This is a genomic window from Xanthomonas sp. 3307, assembly GCF_014199735.1.
Lineage (GTDB): Bacteria > Pseudomonadota > Gammaproteobacteria > Xanthomonadales > Xanthomonadaceae > Xanthomonas_A > Xanthomonas_A rydalmerensis.
In genome coordinates this window covers 260,103-277,478 of the sequence record NZ_JACHOG010000006.1, presented here as the reverse complement: position 1 = coordinate 277,478, position 17,376 = coordinate 260,103, and the positions used below count along the sequence as shown (strand labels likewise).

13 protein-coding genes are annotated in these 17,376 nt (G+C 68.7%); 8 read left to right on the top strand and 5 right to left on the bottom strand.

What is annotated here, in order from left to right; translation table 11 throughout:
* Positions 1-52: 52 nt before the first annotated feature.
* The gene (locus GGR64_RS15785) at positions 53-877 is read left to right on the top strand and encodes a restriction endonuclease (RefSeq protein ID WP_184647006.1); all 825 of its coding nucleotides are present in this window, start codon (positions 53-55) and stop codon (positions 875-877) included.
* A 54-nt stretch (positions 878-931) separates the two neighbouring features.
* Complete coding sequence (locus GGR64_RS15780) at positions 932-2,437, top strand: AAA family ATPase (RefSeq protein WP_184647005.1); 1,506 nt, start codon at positions 932-934, stop codon at positions 2,435-2,437.
* A gap of 170 nt (positions 2,438-2,607) precedes the next feature.
* Here the strand turns inward: GGR64_RS15780 and GGR64_RS15775 are convergent, their stop codons facing one another.
* Together GGR64_RS15775 and GGR64_RS15770 are read right to left on the bottom strand one after the other, a co-directional pair.
* Entirely contained in the window at positions 2,608-2,979 is a 372-nt protein-coding gene (locus GGR64_RS15775; protein ID WP_184647004.1) for a type II toxin-antitoxin system RelE/ParE family toxin, read from the bottom strand.
* Positions 2,980-2,982: 3 nt separating this feature from the next.
* The gene (locus GGR64_RS15770; RefSeq protein WP_184647003.1) at positions 2,983-3,327 is read right to left on the bottom strand and encodes a type II toxin-antitoxin system Phd/YefM family antitoxin; all 345 of its coding nucleotides are present in this window, start codon (positions 3,325-3,327) and stop codon (positions 2,983-2,985) included.
* A 276-nt stretch (positions 3,328-3,603) separates the two neighbouring features.
* Between GGR64_RS15770 and GGR64_RS15765 the strand changes: the two genes are divergently transcribed.
* The 4 genes from GGR64_RS15765 to GGR64_RS15750 all read left to right on the top strand — a co-directional run bounded on the left by GGR64_RS15765 (position 3,604) and on the right by GGR64_RS15750 (position 6,213).
* Positions 3,604-3,936: a hypothetical protein gene (locus tag GGR64_RS15765; protein WP_184647001.1), complete on the top strand. Its 333-nt coding sequence runs from the start codon at positions 3,604-3,606 to the stop codon at positions 3,934-3,936.
* 183 nt (positions 3,937-4,119) lie between these two features.
* Positions 4,120-4,413: a helix-turn-helix transcriptional regulator gene (locus tag GGR64_RS15760; protein WP_184450458.1), complete on the top strand. Its 294-nt coding sequence runs from the start codon at positions 4,120-4,122 to the stop codon at positions 4,411-4,413.
* A 17-nt stretch (positions 4,414-4,430) separates the two neighbouring features.
* The gene (locus GGR64_RS21035) at positions 4,431-5,693 is read left to right on the top strand and encodes a HipA domain-containing protein (protein WP_221236241.1); all 1,263 of its coding nucleotides are present in this window, start codon (positions 4,431-4,433) and stop codon (positions 5,691-5,693) included.
* 1 nt (position 5,694) lies between these two features.
* Entirely contained in the window at positions 5,695-6,213 is a 519-nt protein-coding gene (locus GGR64_RS15750; RefSeq protein ID WP_221236240.1) for a hypothetical protein, read from the top strand.
* 13 nt (positions 6,214-6,226) lie between these two features.
* Here GGR64_RS15750 and recD read toward each other — a convergent pair whose 3' ends face one another.
* The 3 genes from recD to recC form a co-directional block, all read right to left on the bottom strand.
* Positions 6,227-8,239, bottom strand: coding sequence for an exodeoxyribonuclease V subunit alpha (gene recD, locus GGR64_RS15745; protein WP_184646997.1), 2,013 nt, complete (start codon positions 8,237-8,239; stop codon positions 6,227-6,229).
* A gap of 121 nt (positions 8,240-8,360) precedes the next feature.
* The gene (gene recB, locus GGR64_RS15740) at positions 8,361-12,200 is read right to left on the bottom strand and encodes an exodeoxyribonuclease V subunit beta (RefSeq protein ID WP_184646995.1); all 3,840 of its coding nucleotides are present in this window, start codon (positions 12,198-12,200) and stop codon (positions 8,361-8,363) included.
* Positions 12,197-15,607, bottom strand: coding sequence for an exodeoxyribonuclease V subunit gamma (gene recC, locus GGR64_RS15735; RefSeq protein WP_184646993.1), 3,411 nt, complete (start codon positions 15,605-15,607; stop codon positions 12,197-12,199). Before recC ends, recB begins: the two co-directional genes overlap by 4 nt.
* 215 nt (positions 15,608-15,822) lie before the next feature.
* Here recC and GGR64_RS15730 point away from each other — a divergent pair, with 215 nt between their 5' ends.
* Together GGR64_RS15730 and GGR64_RS15725 are read left to right on the top strand one after the other, a co-directional pair.
* Positions 15,823-16,614 (top strand): ATP-binding cassette domain-containing protein, encoded by a 792-nt coding sequence (locus GGR64_RS15730; protein ID WP_184450466.1) that lies wholly within the window; start codon positions 15,823-15,825, stop codon positions 16,612-16,614.
* Positions 16,614-17,363 carry an MlaE family lipid ABC transporter permease subunit gene (locus GGR64_RS15725; RefSeq protein ID WP_017909945.1) on the top strand — a complete coding sequence of 250 codons (750 nt, stop codon included), beginning with the start codon at positions 16,614-16,616 and terminating at the stop codon, positions 17,361-17,363. The genes GGR64_RS15730 and GGR64_RS15725 overlap by 1 nt, the downstream gene beginning before the upstream one ends.
* Positions 17,364-17,376: the final 13 nt, after the last annotated feature.

The window sequence follows — 17,376 nt, the reverse complement described above, 5'->3', positions numbered from 1 at the left end:
TACAGACATCTGCCGCGCTCAGGACTATGGTCGGCCCAGGGACGGGGGTCGCATGGGACGCAGACGGGGAAAGACAGGATTCGACGCGCTGGCGGCGTTGCCGTGGCCAGTGGGGATCATGACCGGCATCGCCGGCTTCCTCGCCGTGCGCGACGGCATCCCCTGGTGGTTCTCCCGCCACGACGGTGCGTTGTCGCAGGCCATCGCCCAGCAAGCGGAAGGCGCATTCGCTCCGATGGCGTGGATCCTGCTGCTGCTCTGCTGGCTGGCAGCGCTCGCCTCATTCCTCAAGGCGCGGCACCGCCGCCGCCTGCTGGACACCCGCACCACCTTGGAAAGCCTTACCGCCGGCGGCTGGCGTCAATTCGAACTCCTGGTTGGCGAAGCCTTCCGCCGCCAGGGCTACACCGTGGAAGAAACCGGCCTCGGCGGCGCCGACGGCGGTATCGATCTGATCCTGCGCAAGGACGGCCGCCGCACGCTGGTGCAATGCAAGCAATGGAAGCGACAGCAGGTCGGCGTCAGCGTCGTGCGCGAGATGTATGGATTGCTGGCGCATCACCAAGCGGATGCGGTGAAGATCGTTTGTGTCGGTACTTATACGAATGATGCGGAACGGTTTGCACGGGGCAAGGCAATCGAGCTGGTCTGTGGCGAGCGCCTGCTGGAGATGATTCGGGTGGCTCAGACCGATGGTATAGCTGAGGCGGCTACCCAGCCCCGCATCGAACCGGCGCTTGTCTCGCAGATTAATGTCACTTTTCAATCGCCAGCATGCCCTCGATGCGGAAGCACGCTTGTGCGGCGAATCAACAGACGTACAGGTGACGCATTCCTTGGCTGCAGCCATTTCCCGCGTTGCCGAGGGAGCGGATAGGTGGCACAGGCGATCTACTAGTACTTCCAACTTCGCAATTATTGAAGAAAATCAATGGCTAGAATACATATAGAAAACTTGCGCCACATAAAGAAACTTAACTTTGAGATGCCAAGCCCTGGTCTATGGATACTCACGGGCGAAAATGGCACAGGCAAGACATCACTACTAGCTGCATTACGCCGAATTGGGTATAACTTGGCATTTCCCGTTCACTTCAAGAGCTCCCTTATATCAGATCAGTTGGATTCATACTCGGGGGCGAGAATTACTTACTCAAAAGGTACAGATAAAGTTACTTACTCGTATAGAACTGAGAGATGGGTACCAAGCCCCAAAGATGGACAGAAATTCTTACGCTCGCTTGGCTACCCAGCAGTCAAGTATGTCGCGGCCGATAGCCGGCGGATTGAGCCAACAAATGACGACTTTAGCGTGCGAAGAGCTCGCAATGCACCTGAACAAGTCATATCAGCACTAAATCAGATATTCTGCACACGAAAATTTGATCACCTAAAAGTGATAAACACTAAGCGAGGCGTCGGAAACGAAGCGTTCCTTATTGAATTGCCAACAACAAGCGGAAAAAAGAAAAAGTACTATTCTGAGAAAAGTTTCAGCTTGGGCGAGCTATGTATGCTGCGACTTTCAAAAACTATTAGTGATGCCCCAAAAAAATCGCTAATCCTAGTTGATGAAGTTGAATTAGCACTACATCCAATTGCACAAATCGAGCTAATGAAGTATCTCGAAAAAGAAGCCATTTCTCGCAACCTAACCATTATAGTCTCGACTCATTCATCAACTCTAATAAAGTCCGCGGCGAAAGCGCGAATTATTTTTCTGCAGAAAATTCAGGGGGATGAGGTCACATGCACGGTAGGGTGCTTTCCATCATACGTCTTGGGATCACTTGCTTACCAGGAAGAGAAGCTAGCTGATCGCATGATCTATGTCGAAGATGAAATAGCGTCTATTATTGTAAAAGAGATCATCAATCTAACAATTGACCAAAAGTATGGGGGTCCTATGCCTCTTAGGCCAACCGTTGCTGTCGTTCCGGTCGGCGGCTTCACCAATGTACTCAGATTTTTTGATCGACAAAAGCCGTTATTGTCCAGCAATACTAAAGGATTTATCATTCTAGATGCGGATGCTCAAGACTCGCTTGAGAACGCTCAATCAGAAGATTTACGCCAACTTTATAACACACATCAAAATATTATCAGCTTTCTACCATACACTCCTGAGGTGGGGTTATTACAATATTTAGACCTACAATGGATCGATGTTCGAGATCAACTTCGATCCCATTTTGGAACATCTAGCATTGTGATGAGGCGGGGTGATTTTTCGCGACTTGATGCTAATAGCACTCCTCAAGAACAAAGAAGTAAGGCGAAATCCATTTGTAAGGATATAATAATTAACCTACATAGGCAGCTGAGTGGAGTTTCTGAGTACGAGATTGGGGTTGTTCTATTCAAACTGCTTGCAGCGCATACCTTCAACAGTAACAAAGCTAAAAGCATGCGAACCTGGGCACCTCTAATTGGATAGCAATATAGGTGTCAAGCTTGGTGGTGTCAGCGGTGATGCCGCGCTTGCCTAGTACGATTTCGTTGATGCGCTGCGGCGGTATGTCGATGGCGCACACGCAAGCGAAAATTGGGGCAGGTGTATCTTTGCAGACCAGCGAAACAAAGGAAGCTGAGGCACTATTTGTATCCTCACCCCCGGTTCCACAGCCCAGCGAAATCGAACGAAAGCTGTCGGTGGTGGCGAATCGAGAGCAGATACACGGTGGCGGATGCCTCCACCGCCGTGTACAGCATCAAGTAGTCGCCGTGCAGGTAGATGCGCAACGCATCCGGTGCTCCCGCCGGCAATGCGGCCAGTTGCGCCAGCGCCTCGGCCGATTGCGGCGGAGTGTCCAGGTAGGGCCGGCCGATGCGCGGGAAACGCCGCAGGTTCGGGATCACGACCGCCCGCAACTCGGCGAGCAGGTCATCGAAGGCCGCAGCGGCATCGGCATCCAGCAGGAACGTTTCGATCGCGTCGAGGCATGCGAGGAAGCTCTCCGTCAGTTCGACGCGATGCAACGGTCAACCCCGCTTCTTGGCCGCCCGCTTGCCGGGGTCTGCGGGATTGGGCGCCTTGGCGGCCGCGCGTCGCTGCTGCAGTTGGTCGATAGCGGCATCGGCATCGACCGTCCGGCCGGCAGCGATGTCAGCCAAGCCGCGCTTCGCATCGTCGAGCAACAGCAGATGGATGCGCTCGCGCTCGAGCCGGTGGTAGTAGTCCAGCCGGTCGGCATCGATCAGTGCGACGTAGCTTTCGCCGTTCTTGGTGATGATCTTCTCGGCGCCGGCCTTCGCTTGGTCGGCCAGTTCGGAGAGATTGGCGCGCGCCAGGGTGAAAGGCACCACGTCGTTGACGGAAAAGCCCATGGTCGGCTCCTTTCACTATTGATTACAGGATTCTGTACAGACTATCACCTGCATGGTGTTGCTGCCAGCGCACACCGAAGCTCGTCCGGGCAAGGCCTAATGCGTGGCGTGGCGATGTAAAGGCCGCACAACGCAAGCCGCATCCTCCTCTTGGGCGCTGCGGGCGCTCCAGCCCGCCGACCGGATTTCTGCGGCTCCGTCCTTCCCCGGAATTTGACCTCCCATACATCCAGCCCACCGCATCCTCGCCACGATTCCAACACCGGAGGCGGGGACATGACGAAGTGGATGGGGGCGGCGCTGGCCGCGGCGATGCTGATGAGCGGCTGCGCCAGGGTGGAGGGCGAGAAGTTCGTCGGCCACTGGGTCAACGTGGAGTCGAAGGACGACACGATGGACATCGAGCGCAACGGGGAGTCGTTCATGGTGCGCAACACGACCCCGCGCTTCTTCAGCCGCAAGCCCAAGACCGAGAGCTACCCGGCCATCTACAAGGACGGCGTGCTGCAGGTCACCAACGACGGCGAGACGGTGAACTTCGCCATCGACGAGGCCGATGGGCACCTCAACACCGGCAGCGACGAGTACCAGCGCGTTCCGGCCAAGTAACGGTGCAGGGCGTGTGCGCTCTGGCCTGAGCGCACACCTCTCTCGACTCAGGATCGCGCGGCGGCGTTGCAGCCCCGATGCGACCGCAACTCCCTGAGCAAGCCCCCGAAATGGAAATTAAATTTGCATTTCAGCTCAGGAAATGTAATTTAATTTGCCATGGCCAAGCGAACTCCTCCGACGATGCCGCGTGCCCAGCGCCAGATCCGCGGCCTGGGCGAGCGCCTGCGCGCGGCGCGCATGCGCCGGCAGATGACCCAGGCCGAGTTGGCGGAGCGTGTCGGCGTCAGCGTGCCCACCGTCGGCAAGCTGGAGCGTGGCGATCCGGCCACCAGTCTTTCGACCGTGCTACGGGTGCTGACCGCATTGGGCCTGGACAAGGACATCGAGTTGCTGGCCCGCGACGACGACGTGGGTCGTCAGCTGCAGGACAGCCAGTTGCGCCGCCCTGGCGCCCGACGCGGGAGTCCGCCGTGAACGGAGCCGACGACGCGGTGCAGGACCTCGCCCAGGTCGAGGTCTGGCTGGATGACGCCGACCTTGGCGATCCCGCGCTGGTCGGCCACCTCATCCGCCGGCCCAGCCGGACCGGCGACACACTGCATTTTCAGTACGCGGACAGTTGGTTGAGCCGGGCCGCGCCGAACCGCGCCTTTGCGCTGGACCCGCAGCTACTGCTGCATCGCGGCGCGCTGATCGCCCGCGCCGGTGCCAGCGCGCTGACCGGCGCCTTCCTCGACTGCTCGCCCGACCGTTGGGGCAAGCGTCTGATGGATCGGCGCGAGGTCATCGACGCCCGCGAGCAACATCGTAGGGTGCGTGCACTGCGGCCCTGGGACTACCTTCTTGGGGTCAACGACGCGTCCCGCATGGGCGCATTGCGTCTGCGCGCTCGCGGGGGCCGCTATCTGGACGACCATATCTTGAGTGCGCCGCCCATGACCGAACTGCGGACGCTAGAGGCCATCGCAGTGCGCGTGGAGCGCGGCGACGCCGACGACAGCGGCCATGACGTCACCTGGATCAGGCAACTGGTCGCGCCAGGTGCGTCGCTGGGCGGCGCCAGGCCCAAGGCCAGCGTGCGCGATACCGACGGGACGCTGTGGCTGGCCAAGTTTCCCTCCAGCGACGATCGCCACGACGTGGGCCTCTGGGAATACGTGACCTATCGGCTGTCGCTGGCGGCGGGCATCGTCATGCCCGCAGCGCGTGCGCTACCGCTGTCGGAGCTGGGCACCACCTTTGCGGTGCAACGTTTCGACAGGAACGGCGCGCACCGCCGCGCCTACGCCTCGGCCTTCACGCTGCTGGACGTGGACGACAGCGAGCACAGCAGCTATGCGGAGATCGCGCACGCCATCGAGAATCACGGGGCGGTGGCGGCGATCGCCGACGATCTGCGCCAGTTGTTCCGCCGTGTCGTGTTCAACGTGCTGATCGGCAATCGCGACGACCATCTGCGCAATCATGGGGTCCTGCGCGCCGCCGACGGTTGGCGGCTCTCCCCCGCCTTCGACGTGAACCCCAATCCGGACAAGGATGCGCACGTGCTGGGCATCGGCCTGGACGATCCCACGCCGGATACGCGGCTGCTGCTCGATACGTGCGCGTACTACCGCCTGAGCAAAGCGCAGGCCGGCGAGATCATCGAACAGGTGCGAACCGCCGTGCGCGGCTGGCCGTCGGAAGCCCGCCGCTGCGGCGTGCGCAATGCCGAAATCGCCGCGATGGGCGCCGTCATCGATCCGGAGCGCTGAGATGCCACGCAAGCACTTGCTGCCGCCTTTTCTCGTCGGCTGCGTCACCGAGGCGGCCTACGAGCGCTGGCTGGACCGCAAGGCGATCGCACACATGCGGCGCGACCGCTTGCGTGGCCACACCTGTACGCGCGCCACTTACAAGCAGGCCATCCACCTCGCGGTCCTGGCGAGCGAGGGCAAGGACCACTACACCGGCGAAGCGTTGGACTGGTCGCTGATCAGCACCTACACGAATGCCGAATCACAGAACGGTCGGCACGCCTACAAACTCGGCTTCGCGCTGCTGCCGACCATCGACCATGTCTCTGCCTCTGCAACGCAGGCCACCTTCAAGATCTGCACCTGGCGCACCAACGACGCGAAGCACGACTTGTCGGTGTCGGATTTCGTGGCGTTGTGCCGACGCGTTCTCGAGCATCAGGGCTATACGGTGATGCCGCCAGCCGGCGCATGCGACACGCACGGATCGCTGCCGGCGCCGCTGCCCGACGCATCCTCGGGCAGCCAACGCCGATAGTGCATCGCGGACATCAGAACAACGTGCCCTGCGTGGGGGGCGTCGAGATCGGGGCAGGCGGCGGCACCGCGGCCGCATCGACAATGCTCGGCCGCTCCACCCCTCCCAACCGCCACGCCAACCCCGAGATCCGCGCCGCATGCCGCGCCAGCGCGGCGCGCAGCACCGGTTCGCTGGCGGCGATGTGCAGCGCGCGGCGGGCGCGGGTGATGCCGGTGTAGACCAGTTCGCGGCTGAGCACGCGGGCGTCTCGGGTCGGCAGCTGCAGCCAGACTTCGTCGAATTCGCTGCCCTGGGCCTTGTGTACGGTCATGGCGAAGGCGCTCTCGTGCGCGGGCAGCGCGGCCGGGTGGAAGCCGCGGACCTGGCCGTCGCCGGCACCGTCGAACCAGGCGACCAGGGTGCCCTGCGCGTCGCGCAGGCAGATGCCGACGTCGCCGTTGAACAGGCCGTGGCGGTAGCTGTTCTCGGTGATCAGCAGCAGGCGGCCGTGGAACCAGGGCGCGGCAGCGCCGAGACGGCGCGCGCCGCTGGCGGTCTCGGCCAGTAGTTGCTCAATGCGGGCGTTGAGCCCGCGCGCGCCCTGCGGGCCGGCGCGCACGGCGGTAAGCAGGCGCAGGCGCGCAGCGGCGCCCAGGGCCTGGGCCGGATCGTCGGCATCGCCAAGGGCGCGCCAGTGCGCGAGCAAGGCATCGCCGCCGGCGGCGAGCGGATCGTCGACGCCGTCGTGGAACTGCACGCCGGCGAGCTGGCCGTCGCGCAGCAGGCGCAGGGTGCCGTCGGCATCGCCGCTGCGCACCGCGTCGGCCAGCGGCGCCAGGGCGAAGTCCTGGGCCTGACGGTAGCCGCGCAGCAGGTGCACCCGGTGCCCGGCCAGGCCGCCATGGTCGTGCGCGACCGCGCTGTCGCCGAGCAGCGGCTGCAGCGCCTGCGCGTCGTCGGCCTGCAGCGCGTCGCCGGGGCCGGCCGCCTGCAGGATCGCGGCGAGCACGTCGCCGGCTTCCACCGACGGCAACTGGTCGGCATCGCCGAGCAGGATCAATTGCGCGCCGTCGGCCACGGCTTCGACCAGCTTGCACATCAGCGGCAGGTCGACCATGGAGGCTTCGTCGATCACGATCAGGTCGAACGGCAGCGGGTTGTCGGCGTCGTGGCGGAAGCGCGGCAGGTCGGGAATGACGCCGAGCAGGCGATGCAGGGTGCTGGCGCCGGCCGGCAGTGCTTCGGCCAGGGCCGGGTCGACGCCGTCGGCGAGTGCGCGCGCCACCGCGGCGCGCAGGCTCTCGGCCATGCGTTCGGCGGCGCGGCCGGTGGGCGCGGCCAGCGCGATACGCGGCGGCGGCAGGCCGGTGGCACGGGCCTGGGCGAGACGCAGCAGCAGCAGGCGGGCGATGGTGGTGGTCTTGCCGGTGCCGGGGCCGCCGGTGACCAGCAGCAGGGCGCGGCGCAGCGCGAGCGCGGCGGCCTGGGCTTGGCGGTCGGGGTGGGGATCGCCCGCTGATTGGAGATCGCCAGTGGTCGTACCCTCACCCGCCCTGCGGGCACCCTTTCCCGGAGGGAGAGGGAAGAGCTGGGCGAACAGGGGCGCGAGGGCGGCGAGGTCGCTGTGCGGCAGCGGCTGCGCGGCGAGGCGGCGCAGGCCCAGGGCCAGGCGCCGCTCGTACTCGCGGTAGCGGCGCAGGTAGAGCAGGCCGTGTTCCAGCACCAGCGGGCAGTCGGCGCTGGCGGCGTCCTCGGCGGCGGGTTGCGCGACCCAGCGCGAGGCGGCCAGGGCGCGGCTCCAGTCGTCCGTGGTGGGCAGCGCGGGGGCGGCGCCGTCGCGGCTGTCGAGCAGGAGGCTGGCGCGTGCCGGGTCCAGGCCGGCGTGGCCGCTGGCGACTGCCAGCGAGGCCAGGGCGGCGCCGGCGAGGACCAGGTCGGGGGTGTCCGGGTCGAGGCGGGCCAGGCTGTGCGCGAAGGCGTGGTCCAGCGTGCGCAGCGTGCCGTGGCGATAGAGGGCGGCGAGGAGAGGGTTGGGTTGACTCACGGGGTGTGGACTCCGTGGGCGGACGGACCCTCACCCCAACCCCTCTCCCGGGGGGAGAGGGGCTCGAGCGGGCGCAGTGTGCCGGTGCGGTACACGACGGCCAGTAGGTGGGTGGGTTGGCTCACGGGGGGGCTCCGTGGGCGGACGGACCCTCACCCCAACCCCTCTCTCCCACGGGGACTTCCTGCGGTCGCCGGGGGGAGAGGGGCTCGAGCGGGGCGCCGGCGAACAGGGCGTCGACGCCTTCGATCAGATCCGGGTCGAAGCGCCAGGCGTGCACGCCTGGCGACGGGTCGCGTGCGGCATCGAGGCCGCGGCAGAACAGGTAGCGCACGCCGCCGAAGTCGCGGGCGTAGTCGTAGCCCTCGCCCAGGCGGAAGCGCAGCCAGCGGTGCAGGGCCACGGTGTAGATCAGCGCCTGCAGGGTGTATTCGCTGTGCGCCATCGCGCGCGCCAGCGCGTCGGAGTCGTAGGCCGGCAGACGGTTGGACTTGTAGTCGAGTACGTACCAGCGGCCGTCGTGCTGGTAGGTGAGGTCGATCAGGCCGGTCATCAGCCCCTCCAGGCGCTGCCGCGCGCCGAACGCCTGGCGCTCGCCGGCCACGCCGAAGCTGTGCAACAGCGCCAGCAGCGCATCGACCCGGGTCGGGCGCATGGCGAAGTGGAATTCCATTTCGTTGCGTCGCTGCGCTTCCGGCACCGCGGCCAGGCAGGTGCCTTCGGGCAGCGCCACGGTGAGGGTGTTGCCGACCAGGGCGGTGAGCATGGCGGTGCCGTCTTCCAGTTCGTCCTCGGCATAGCCGCCGCGCTGCAGCGCTTCGACGATGGCGGGGACCTGCCCGGCCGGCGCCGGCTGGCCCGGCCGCCAGCCGCGCCAGGCGGCGAAGTCGCAGCGCTCGAACACGTCGTGCATGGCCACGCCGAAGCGGTTGCCGACGAAGCGGCGGTCGACCATGTCCACCTCCACCGCGGCGCTGACCGGCTCGCTGGCGGCGGGCTCGTCGCTGCCGCCGCTGCTGGGCACGGTGGCGCTGGCCATCGGGTCGCTGCCGGCGTCGGCATTGGCCAACTGGGTGAAGCTGTACACCCACCATTCGGGCACGACGCGCCGCTGCGGCACCCGCGCCAGCGGCACCGGCGGCGCCGGCTCGGGCGGCAGCCGCGGCAGTTGTGCCGGCGGCGGCGTGGTGTCGAGGGCGATGGCGCCTGGGCCGGCAGCGGCCTGCAAGGCGTCGAGTTCGCGCAGCATCGGTGCCAGCGCGGTGCGTTCGTGCTGCGGGAAGGCGCCGGTGGCGATCCACAGCGCGTGCTCGGCGCGGGTCAGGCCAACGTAGAGCAGGCGCGCGTCCTCGGCGCGCTGTTCCTGTTTCCACGCGGCTTCGGCGGTGTCCCAGGCCGGGTCGGATTCGCCGCCGCTGCGGCCGGTGTTCCATTGCAACTGGCGCCCGCCCTGCGGCGCCGGCACCACGCAATGGCGTCCGGGGCTGCGTTCGCTGCGGCCGATGCCGGCGTACGGCAGGAACACCAGCGGGTACTCCAGACCCTTGCTCTTGTGCAGGGTGACGATCTGCACGCGGCGCGCGTCCGACTCCAGGCGCAGCTGCTGCGCTTCGTCGCTGTCGTCGGCATTGGCGATGCGCCGCGCCAGCCAGTCGACCAGGCCACGCGGGCCTAGCGCGCGGGTGTCGGCTTCCTGCAGCAGTTCGGCCAGCTGCAGGTAGTTGGTGAGGCGGCGCTCGCCGTCGACCAGCGCCAGCAGGCGCTGCCCGTGCGCGGCGCCGAGGTCGCCGATCAGCGCCAGCGGGCCGCCGCGCTGCCAGCGCTCGCGCCAGTCCAGCGCCTGTTGTTGCCAGCGGCGGTGACGCTCGCCGTCGTGGTCGAGCGCGGCGATGGCCGCGGCGTCCTCGCCGATCAGCACGGTGGCCAGTGCCGCGCGCAGGCGACCGTCGTCGCCGGGGTCGAGCAGCGCCTGCAGCAGCGCCAGCAGTTCCAGTGCCTCGTCGGTGGCGAACAGGCTGCGTCGCCCGGCGGCGACGGCGGGAATGCCGGCGGCGGCCAGCGCCTGCTGGATGCGCGTGGCCTCGCCGTGGCTGCGCACAAGCACCGCGATGTCGCCGGCCTGCACCGGACGGCCGAGCAAGCTGGCGCTGCCGTCGCGGGCCTCGGCCAGCCAGCCGCGGATGGCCGCCACGCAGGCGGCGGTGCACAGCTCGCGGGCGCGGCCGGCGCTCCATGGCTTGGGCTTGCCCGGCTTGGCGGTGGCCGGCGGCGGCGGCGGTTCCGGCGCGCGCCACACGGTCAGCGCCGGGGCCGGCACGCCGCCACGTTGCAGGTCGGCATCGACGCGCTTGCTGCCCGGCTGCACCGGGTGGAAGGCGATGCCGTCGGTGAGGAAGGCGTCGGCGTAGCCGGCCTGCGCGTACAGCGCGTCGATCGCCGCCAGCAGCGCCGGGCGCGAACGGAAGTTGTGGGCCAGCGGCGGCGCGCGTTCGGCGTCCGCGGCGGCGGCCAGGTAGGTGCGCACGTCGCCGCCGCGGAAGCCGTAGATAGCCTGCTTGGGATCGCCGATCAGGGCGAGCAGCGGCGGCGTGTCGTCGGGCGCGGGCAGCGATGGCGCGATCGCATCGCCCTGCGCTGCAGCGGGGCCGGCCGTCTCCGGGGCGAACACCTTGCGGAAGATCGTCCACTGGCGGTCGTCGGTGTCCTGGAATTCGTCGACCAGGGCGACCGCATACTGCGCGCGTAGCCGCTGCGCCAGTGCATCGCCGTGCGGGCCTTCCAGCGCGCGGGCCACGCCCTCGACCAGATCGTCGTAGGTCTGCACGCGGCGCTGGCGCTTGAGATAGGCCAGCCGTTCCGCGGCGTCGGCGCGCAGCGCGTGCAAGAGACAGATGCGACGTTGCGTACGCCACTGCGCCAGCTGCGCCAACGCGGTCAGGTAACCGTCGATGGCGTGACTCAGCGGCGAGGCCGGGGTGCGCTCGGCGTGCTTCTTGTTGGTGCCGGCGGCCAGCTCGGCGGCGGTGAGCTTGACCAGCTTCGGGTGCGGCGGCGCGTCCGGCGCCGGCGCCGCGGCGAACGCGTCAAGCCAGTGCCACAGCGCGGTCAACCAGTCGGGCTTGTAGCTGACCTTGCTCAGCACGCCGGCCTCGATCGCTGCGGCGATCGCCTCGAAACAAGCGGTGCCGTGTTCGCGAAACGCTTCGGCCAGCGCCGCGCCGGCGCGCTGCACGGCCTGCTGCAGCATGGCGCCGTCTTCGGCGGCGAAGACCGGCGCGGCCGGCAGCAGGGTCGGATGCCGCACCAGTTCGCGCAGATCGATGGCCATGCCGTCCGGCCCGCCCGGCCACAGCGCCACCAGGTCCTCGGCCATCGCCGCATCGGCGGCGCGTTGCCGCCACAGGTCGGCGGCGACGTCGCGCAGCAGTTCGCGGTCGTCGGTGAGCAGTTGCGGTGCGGCGAAGGCCTGGCCGCTTTCCAGCGCGTGCTCGCGCAGCACGCGCGCGCAGAAGCCGTGGATGGTGAAGATCGCGGCGAGGTCGATGTCCTCGGCGGCCTGCTGCAGGCGGCGGCGCAGGGCGGCCGGGGTTTCGGTGTTGGTGGCCAGATGTGCGGCGAGGATGGCGCGGGTGAGGGCGACGTCGGGTGGGTCTTGTTGCGGTGTTGGATGCGATGGGTCGGTCGCGGCTAAAGCCGCTCCTACAAGACCCAGGTCGGTGTCGAGCACCAGGCTGGCCGCCAGCGCCAGGCGTTCGCGGATGCGCCGGCGCAGTTCCTGGGTGGCGGCCTCGGTGAAGGTGACGGCGAGGATCTGGCCCAGGCGCAGGCCGCGTTCGACCACCAGGCGGGTGAACAGGGTCGCCAGGGTGAAGGTCTTGCCGGTGCCGGCGCTGGCCTCGATCAGGCGCACGCCGTGCAGCGGCAACTGCAGGTAGGGGTCGCGGTCGGGCGCGGCGCTCATTCGGCGTCCTCCTGGGTGCCGCGCCAGCGCTGCCAGCTTTCGCTGAGCCGTTCGGGATCGAGCGCGGGGCCGGCGTCGCCCTGTTCGAGCAGCCCGAACACGCGCTGGCTGGTGGCGGCGAAGTCGGCGAAACGCTGCGCATCGGCGAACGGGTCGCGGCCGCGACCGACCAGGCGCAGCTCCGGGCTGTCCGCCTCGCTCCAGCCGAAGCTGGCCTGCCACTGCGCGGCGGCGTCCTTGATCGCCTTGTCGAGATCGCCGGCGCGCGCGGCCTGGTAGTACTTCCAGCTGCTGTACGGCGCGAACGCCAGCGGTGCCTGGCGGCCATGCCGATACAGCTGCAGCAACTCGCCCAGCGCCTGCCGAGCCTGGGCGGCGGACAACGGGGCGCTGTCGTCCATCGGATGCGGGCCGAGGCTGTCGTCATGGTCGAAGAAGCGCACGTAGGGCGCGCGTTCGCCGGCGGCGCGCAACAGCAGCCATTCCAGGCCGTGGCGGATCGCGCTGCGCCCGCTCAACGCGCCCACCTGCACCCGCGCCACGCCGGGTGCGTACCAGCCCGGCAGGCGGCCGTGCAGCGCTGTGCCCTCGAGGTCCACCTGCAGGCGCGGCGCCCGCGGCGCGTCGTCGCCGCCACGCCACTGCCGGAACGCCTCGGCGTACGGGCGCAACTGGCGCACACGCTCGTCGAGTTGGCGCCGGCCAAGCGGCCCGGACGGCAGCAGCGCGCGGGCGCGCAGGCGTTCGTACAGGGCATCGGTGTCCTCGCGCAGCACCGCTTCGAACACCTGCTGCTGCAGGCCGTACTGGTCGAGCCCGCGGCTGGGCGCCAGCAGCGGTTCCAGGTCGCTGTCGGCCTGCGCCGGATTGGGCAGGCGCAGGCCCAGGCGCTGGCGCAGGAACTGCCCGGCCGGATCGACCAGCAGTCGGCGCAGGTCGTCGATGGACAGCTGCGCCGGCAGCGCGTCGTCGGCCACGGCCGGCAAGGCGTCGATCCACGGCGCCAGCGGCTGGCGCTGGCCGACCAGGCTGTCCACCGCCGGCCGCCACTGCCGGCGGTAGCTGAAACGGCGCGGGTCGGCATCCTCGGCACCGGTGGCGCCGAACGCGGCGGCGGCGAACGGCTGCAGCGGATGCCGCACCACCAGCGCCGCGGCCGCGGCCGGGTCGGCGTGGTACTGGGCGGCGCAGGCCAGCAGTTCGCCGACCAGCGGCGAGGGTTCGCGCACGCTGCCGTCGCGCGCGTCGGCGCCCAGGTAGCTCAGGTAAAACACCTCCTGCGCCGAGGCGAACAGCTGCAGGAACAGGAAGCGGTCGTCCTCGCGGGTGGAACGGTCGCCATGGCGGCGGCGCGTGGTGCCCAGTTCGGCGGTAAGGCGGTTGAGCCCGGCGGCCGGATCGCGGCGCGGGAAATCGCCGTCGTTCATGCCCAGCAGGCAGATGACCCGGAACGGCAGCAGCCGCATCGGCACCATGCGGCCGAAGCTGATGCCGCCGGTGAGCAGCGGCGCGCGTGTGTCCGATTCGCCCAGCACCGCGGCGAAGTGCGCGCGCACCACCTCGGCCGGCACCGCCTCGGCGTAGTCGGCGCGGGCGGCGTCGCGCGCGAACTGGTCGATCAGCGCGCGCAGCCGCTCCAGCGCGCGCTGCTGCCGCGGCGCCGACGGACTCTGCGGCAGCAGCGCCTCGAGCAGGCCCAGCAGCACTTCGCGCCACTGCGCCGGCGGCATCGGCTCGGCCAGGGCGGCCTGGTGGCGGTCGAGCACGCGCAGCAGGCGCAGCAGCGTGTCCAGCGCGGCCAACGCGCTGCCTTCCAGTTGCGGCCACGGCGCGACGCCGTCGATGTCGTCCTCGGCACCGCTGGCATGGCCGAGCAGCAGCCGGTCCAGGGCGAAGCGCCAGGTGTAGGCGTCGTCGGCCGGCGCCTGGTGGCGCTGCCGGTGCGCCGCATCCAGGCCCCAGCGCGCGCCGGCGGCGTGCAGCCAGCCGCGCAGGCGTTCCAGCCCGGCCTCGTCCAGGCCGGCGGCCTCGGCGATCGGCGCGCTGGCGATCAGGTCCAGGATCTCGTGCAGGCCGAACCGCGCGATCGGCAGGCCGAGCAGCGCCAGGAACACCTCGGCCAGCGGCTCGCTGGCCAGCGGGCTGGCGTCGGCCAGCGCGTAGGGCAAGGGGTCGTCGCCGCCATGGCTGCCGAACACCGCATCCAGATACGGCACGTAAGGGTCGATGTCCGGCGACAGCACCGCGATCTCGCGCGGCTGCAGCGGCGGCTCGAAACGCGGGTCGTCCAGCAGCGCGCGCAGCTGGTCGTGCAGCACCTGCAGTTCGCGCAGGCGGGTGTGGCAGGCGTGCACCTGCAGGCTGGGATCGTGCGGATCCACCGCGGCCAGCGGCGCCGGCCGGGCCGGCGCGCGGCGATGGAACAGGTCGCTCTGCATGCGCCGCAGCAGGCTGTCGCCGAGGCCACCGTCGGCCAGCGCGCGCCGGCCCGATTCCAGCGGATCGGCATAGACCGCGATCTCGGCCAGCGGATGCACCACCTCGTAGTCGCCGATCAGCGCCATGAAGTCGCGCCCGGCCGCGCCCCAGGCCTGCAGCAGCGGATTCTCCTGCACTTGGTCGGCGAACAGGTCCACCGCTCCGCCCTCGCGGCGGCGCTGCCACAGCGTCTGCAGGTCGCCCCAGTAGCCCTGGGCCGGCGTCGGCAGGTAGAAGTGCAGCGTGCCGGCGCGCGCCTGCGTGGCCAGCACGCGCAGCACGTCCGGGGAGATATTGAGCACGGCGAAGGCGAACAGGCGCCGCGGCAGGCCCTGCGGCAACGGCCCGTCCGGCCGCGCGTAGCGGTCCAGGTACTGGCCGATGCGCCGCGCGCGGTAGGCGCGACCACTGGCGATGCGCCGCCACAGCCGCGCCTGCGGATCGTCCGGGTCGGCGCCGCCTTCCCAGCGCAGCAGCCAGTCGCGGCGCCAGGCCTGGTACTTCTCGAACACGTTGCTCAGCTCGCCGGCCAGGCTCCACGGCTTGAGCGCATCGCCATCGGCCAGATAGCCGGCCAGCGGCGCCAGCGCGGCATCGGTGCCCAGGTCGCCCTGCAGCGCGGCGTACAGGCGCCAGTGCATGGTCGCCATGTCCAGATCATCGGCCGCCGCGCCGAGATTGCGCTCCAGCGCGCGCGCGACGAATTCGCCGGGGGTGAGGAATTCCAGGTTCGCCGCCACCCCGTGCACCGCGGCCAGGGTCGACTGCAGCCAGCGCCGCATCGCCACCTGCGGGATCAGCACCACCTCCGGCGCCAGCAAGGGCTGCTCCGGCGGCGGCCGGCGCAGTTCTTCGGCGAGCAGGGCGGCCAGGGTATCCAGCGCGTTGGACGGATACAGCCGGAAATCGGGCGCGGACGGGGCAGGCATGTGCCGGGCATTGTGCCGGATGCGTCCCACCCGCGCCGGCCCGCCTCGCATGGCGTGACGGACAGGCCGCCCAAACGCGACACGCTGTTGCGTAGACGGGCATATGCGCCGGGCGCGCACAGGGGCGTGAGCAGTGCCACAATACTGGACGGGCCAGTTCGGTTAAGTTCAGCCGAACGGATCGATCCTATGTTGTATTTTCGTTAAAGGCCGCAATGGCGTCTTCCGAATCCAATCTGGTGCAGTTGTCGGGTGTGCGCATCGACCGCGGCGGTCGCGCGATCCTGCGCGACGTCTCGCTGAGCGTGCCGCGCGGCAGCATCACCGCCGTGCTGGGTCCCTCCGGCAGCGGCAAGTCCACGCTGCTGGCGGCGTTGACCGGCGAGCTGGTGCCAGCGGCGGGCACGCTGGAGGTGTTCGGCAAGCCGTTGCCGCGCGGCAGCCGCGCGCTGCGCGAGACGCGCAAGAGCATCGGCGTGCTGCTGCAGGGCAATGGCCTGCTCACCGACCTCAGCGTGGCCGAGAACGTGGCGCTGCCGTTGCGCGCCCACACCCGCCTGCCCGAGCCGGTGCTGCAGCGGCTGGTGGCGCTAAAGCTGCATGCGGTGGGCCTGCTGGCCGCCGCCGATGCCTGGCCGCGCGAGCTGTCCGGCGGCATGGCGCGGCGCGTGGCGCTGGCGCGGGCCCTGGCCCTGGATCCGCCGCTGATGATCTACGACGAACCCCTGACCGGCCTGGACCCGATCGCCTCCGGCGTGATCATGAGCCTGATCCAGCGCCTCAACCACACGCTGGGCCTGACCAGCATCATCGTCAGCCACCACGTCCACGAGACCCTGCCGATCTGCGACCAGGCCGTGGCCATCGCCAACGGCGGCGTGGTCTTCGCCGGCACCCCGCAGGACCTGCAGGCCAGCAGCGACCCGCTGCTGCAGCAGTTCCTGCACGGCCGTCCCGACGGCCCGATCCCGTTCGATGCGCCGCAGCGCGCGCGGAGCGCCGCCTGATGGCCATCGTTGCCCCGATCCGTTCCCTGGGCCGCGCCGGGCTGTTCTTCCTGACCGTGCTGCGCGGCTCGCTGCCGACCCGCGACCTGCTGGCCGAGCTGATCCGCGAGATCTACAAGGTCGGCGCGCGCTCGCTGCCGATCATCGCGGTGGGCGGTGCGTTCGTCGGGCTGGTGCTCACCCTGCAGGGCTACCGCACGCTGCAGACCTACGGCGCCTCCGATGCGTTGTCGACCCTGCTTGGGCTGTCGCTGTACCGCGAGCTGGCGCCGGTGCTGACCGCGCTGCTGTTCATCGGCCGCGCCGGCAGTTCCATTGCCGCCGAACTGGGCCTGATGCGCGCCACCGACCAGATCAAGGCGCTGGAGCTGATGGCGATCGACCCGGTGGCCAAGGCGGTGGCGCCGCGCTTCTGGGCGGCGGTGCTGACCGTGCCGCTGCTGACCGGCATCTTCTGCTCGCTGGCGATCAGCGCCAGCTACTTCGAGGCGGTGGCGGCGCTCGGCCTGGACCGCGGCACGTTCTGGTCGGCGCTGTCGAGCAGCGTGGATTTCTGGGACGACTTCGGCGTGGCGATGCTGAAGTCGGCGGTGTTCGGCGGCACGGCGGCGCTGGTGGCGGCCTATGTCGGCTTCCATGCCGAGCCGACCATCGAGGGCACCTCGGTGGCCACCACCCGCGCCGTGGTCAACGCCTCGCTGCTGGTGCTGATGTTCAACTTCGTCATGTCGGCGCTGCTGTTCCGCTGAGCGGCGCCAACGC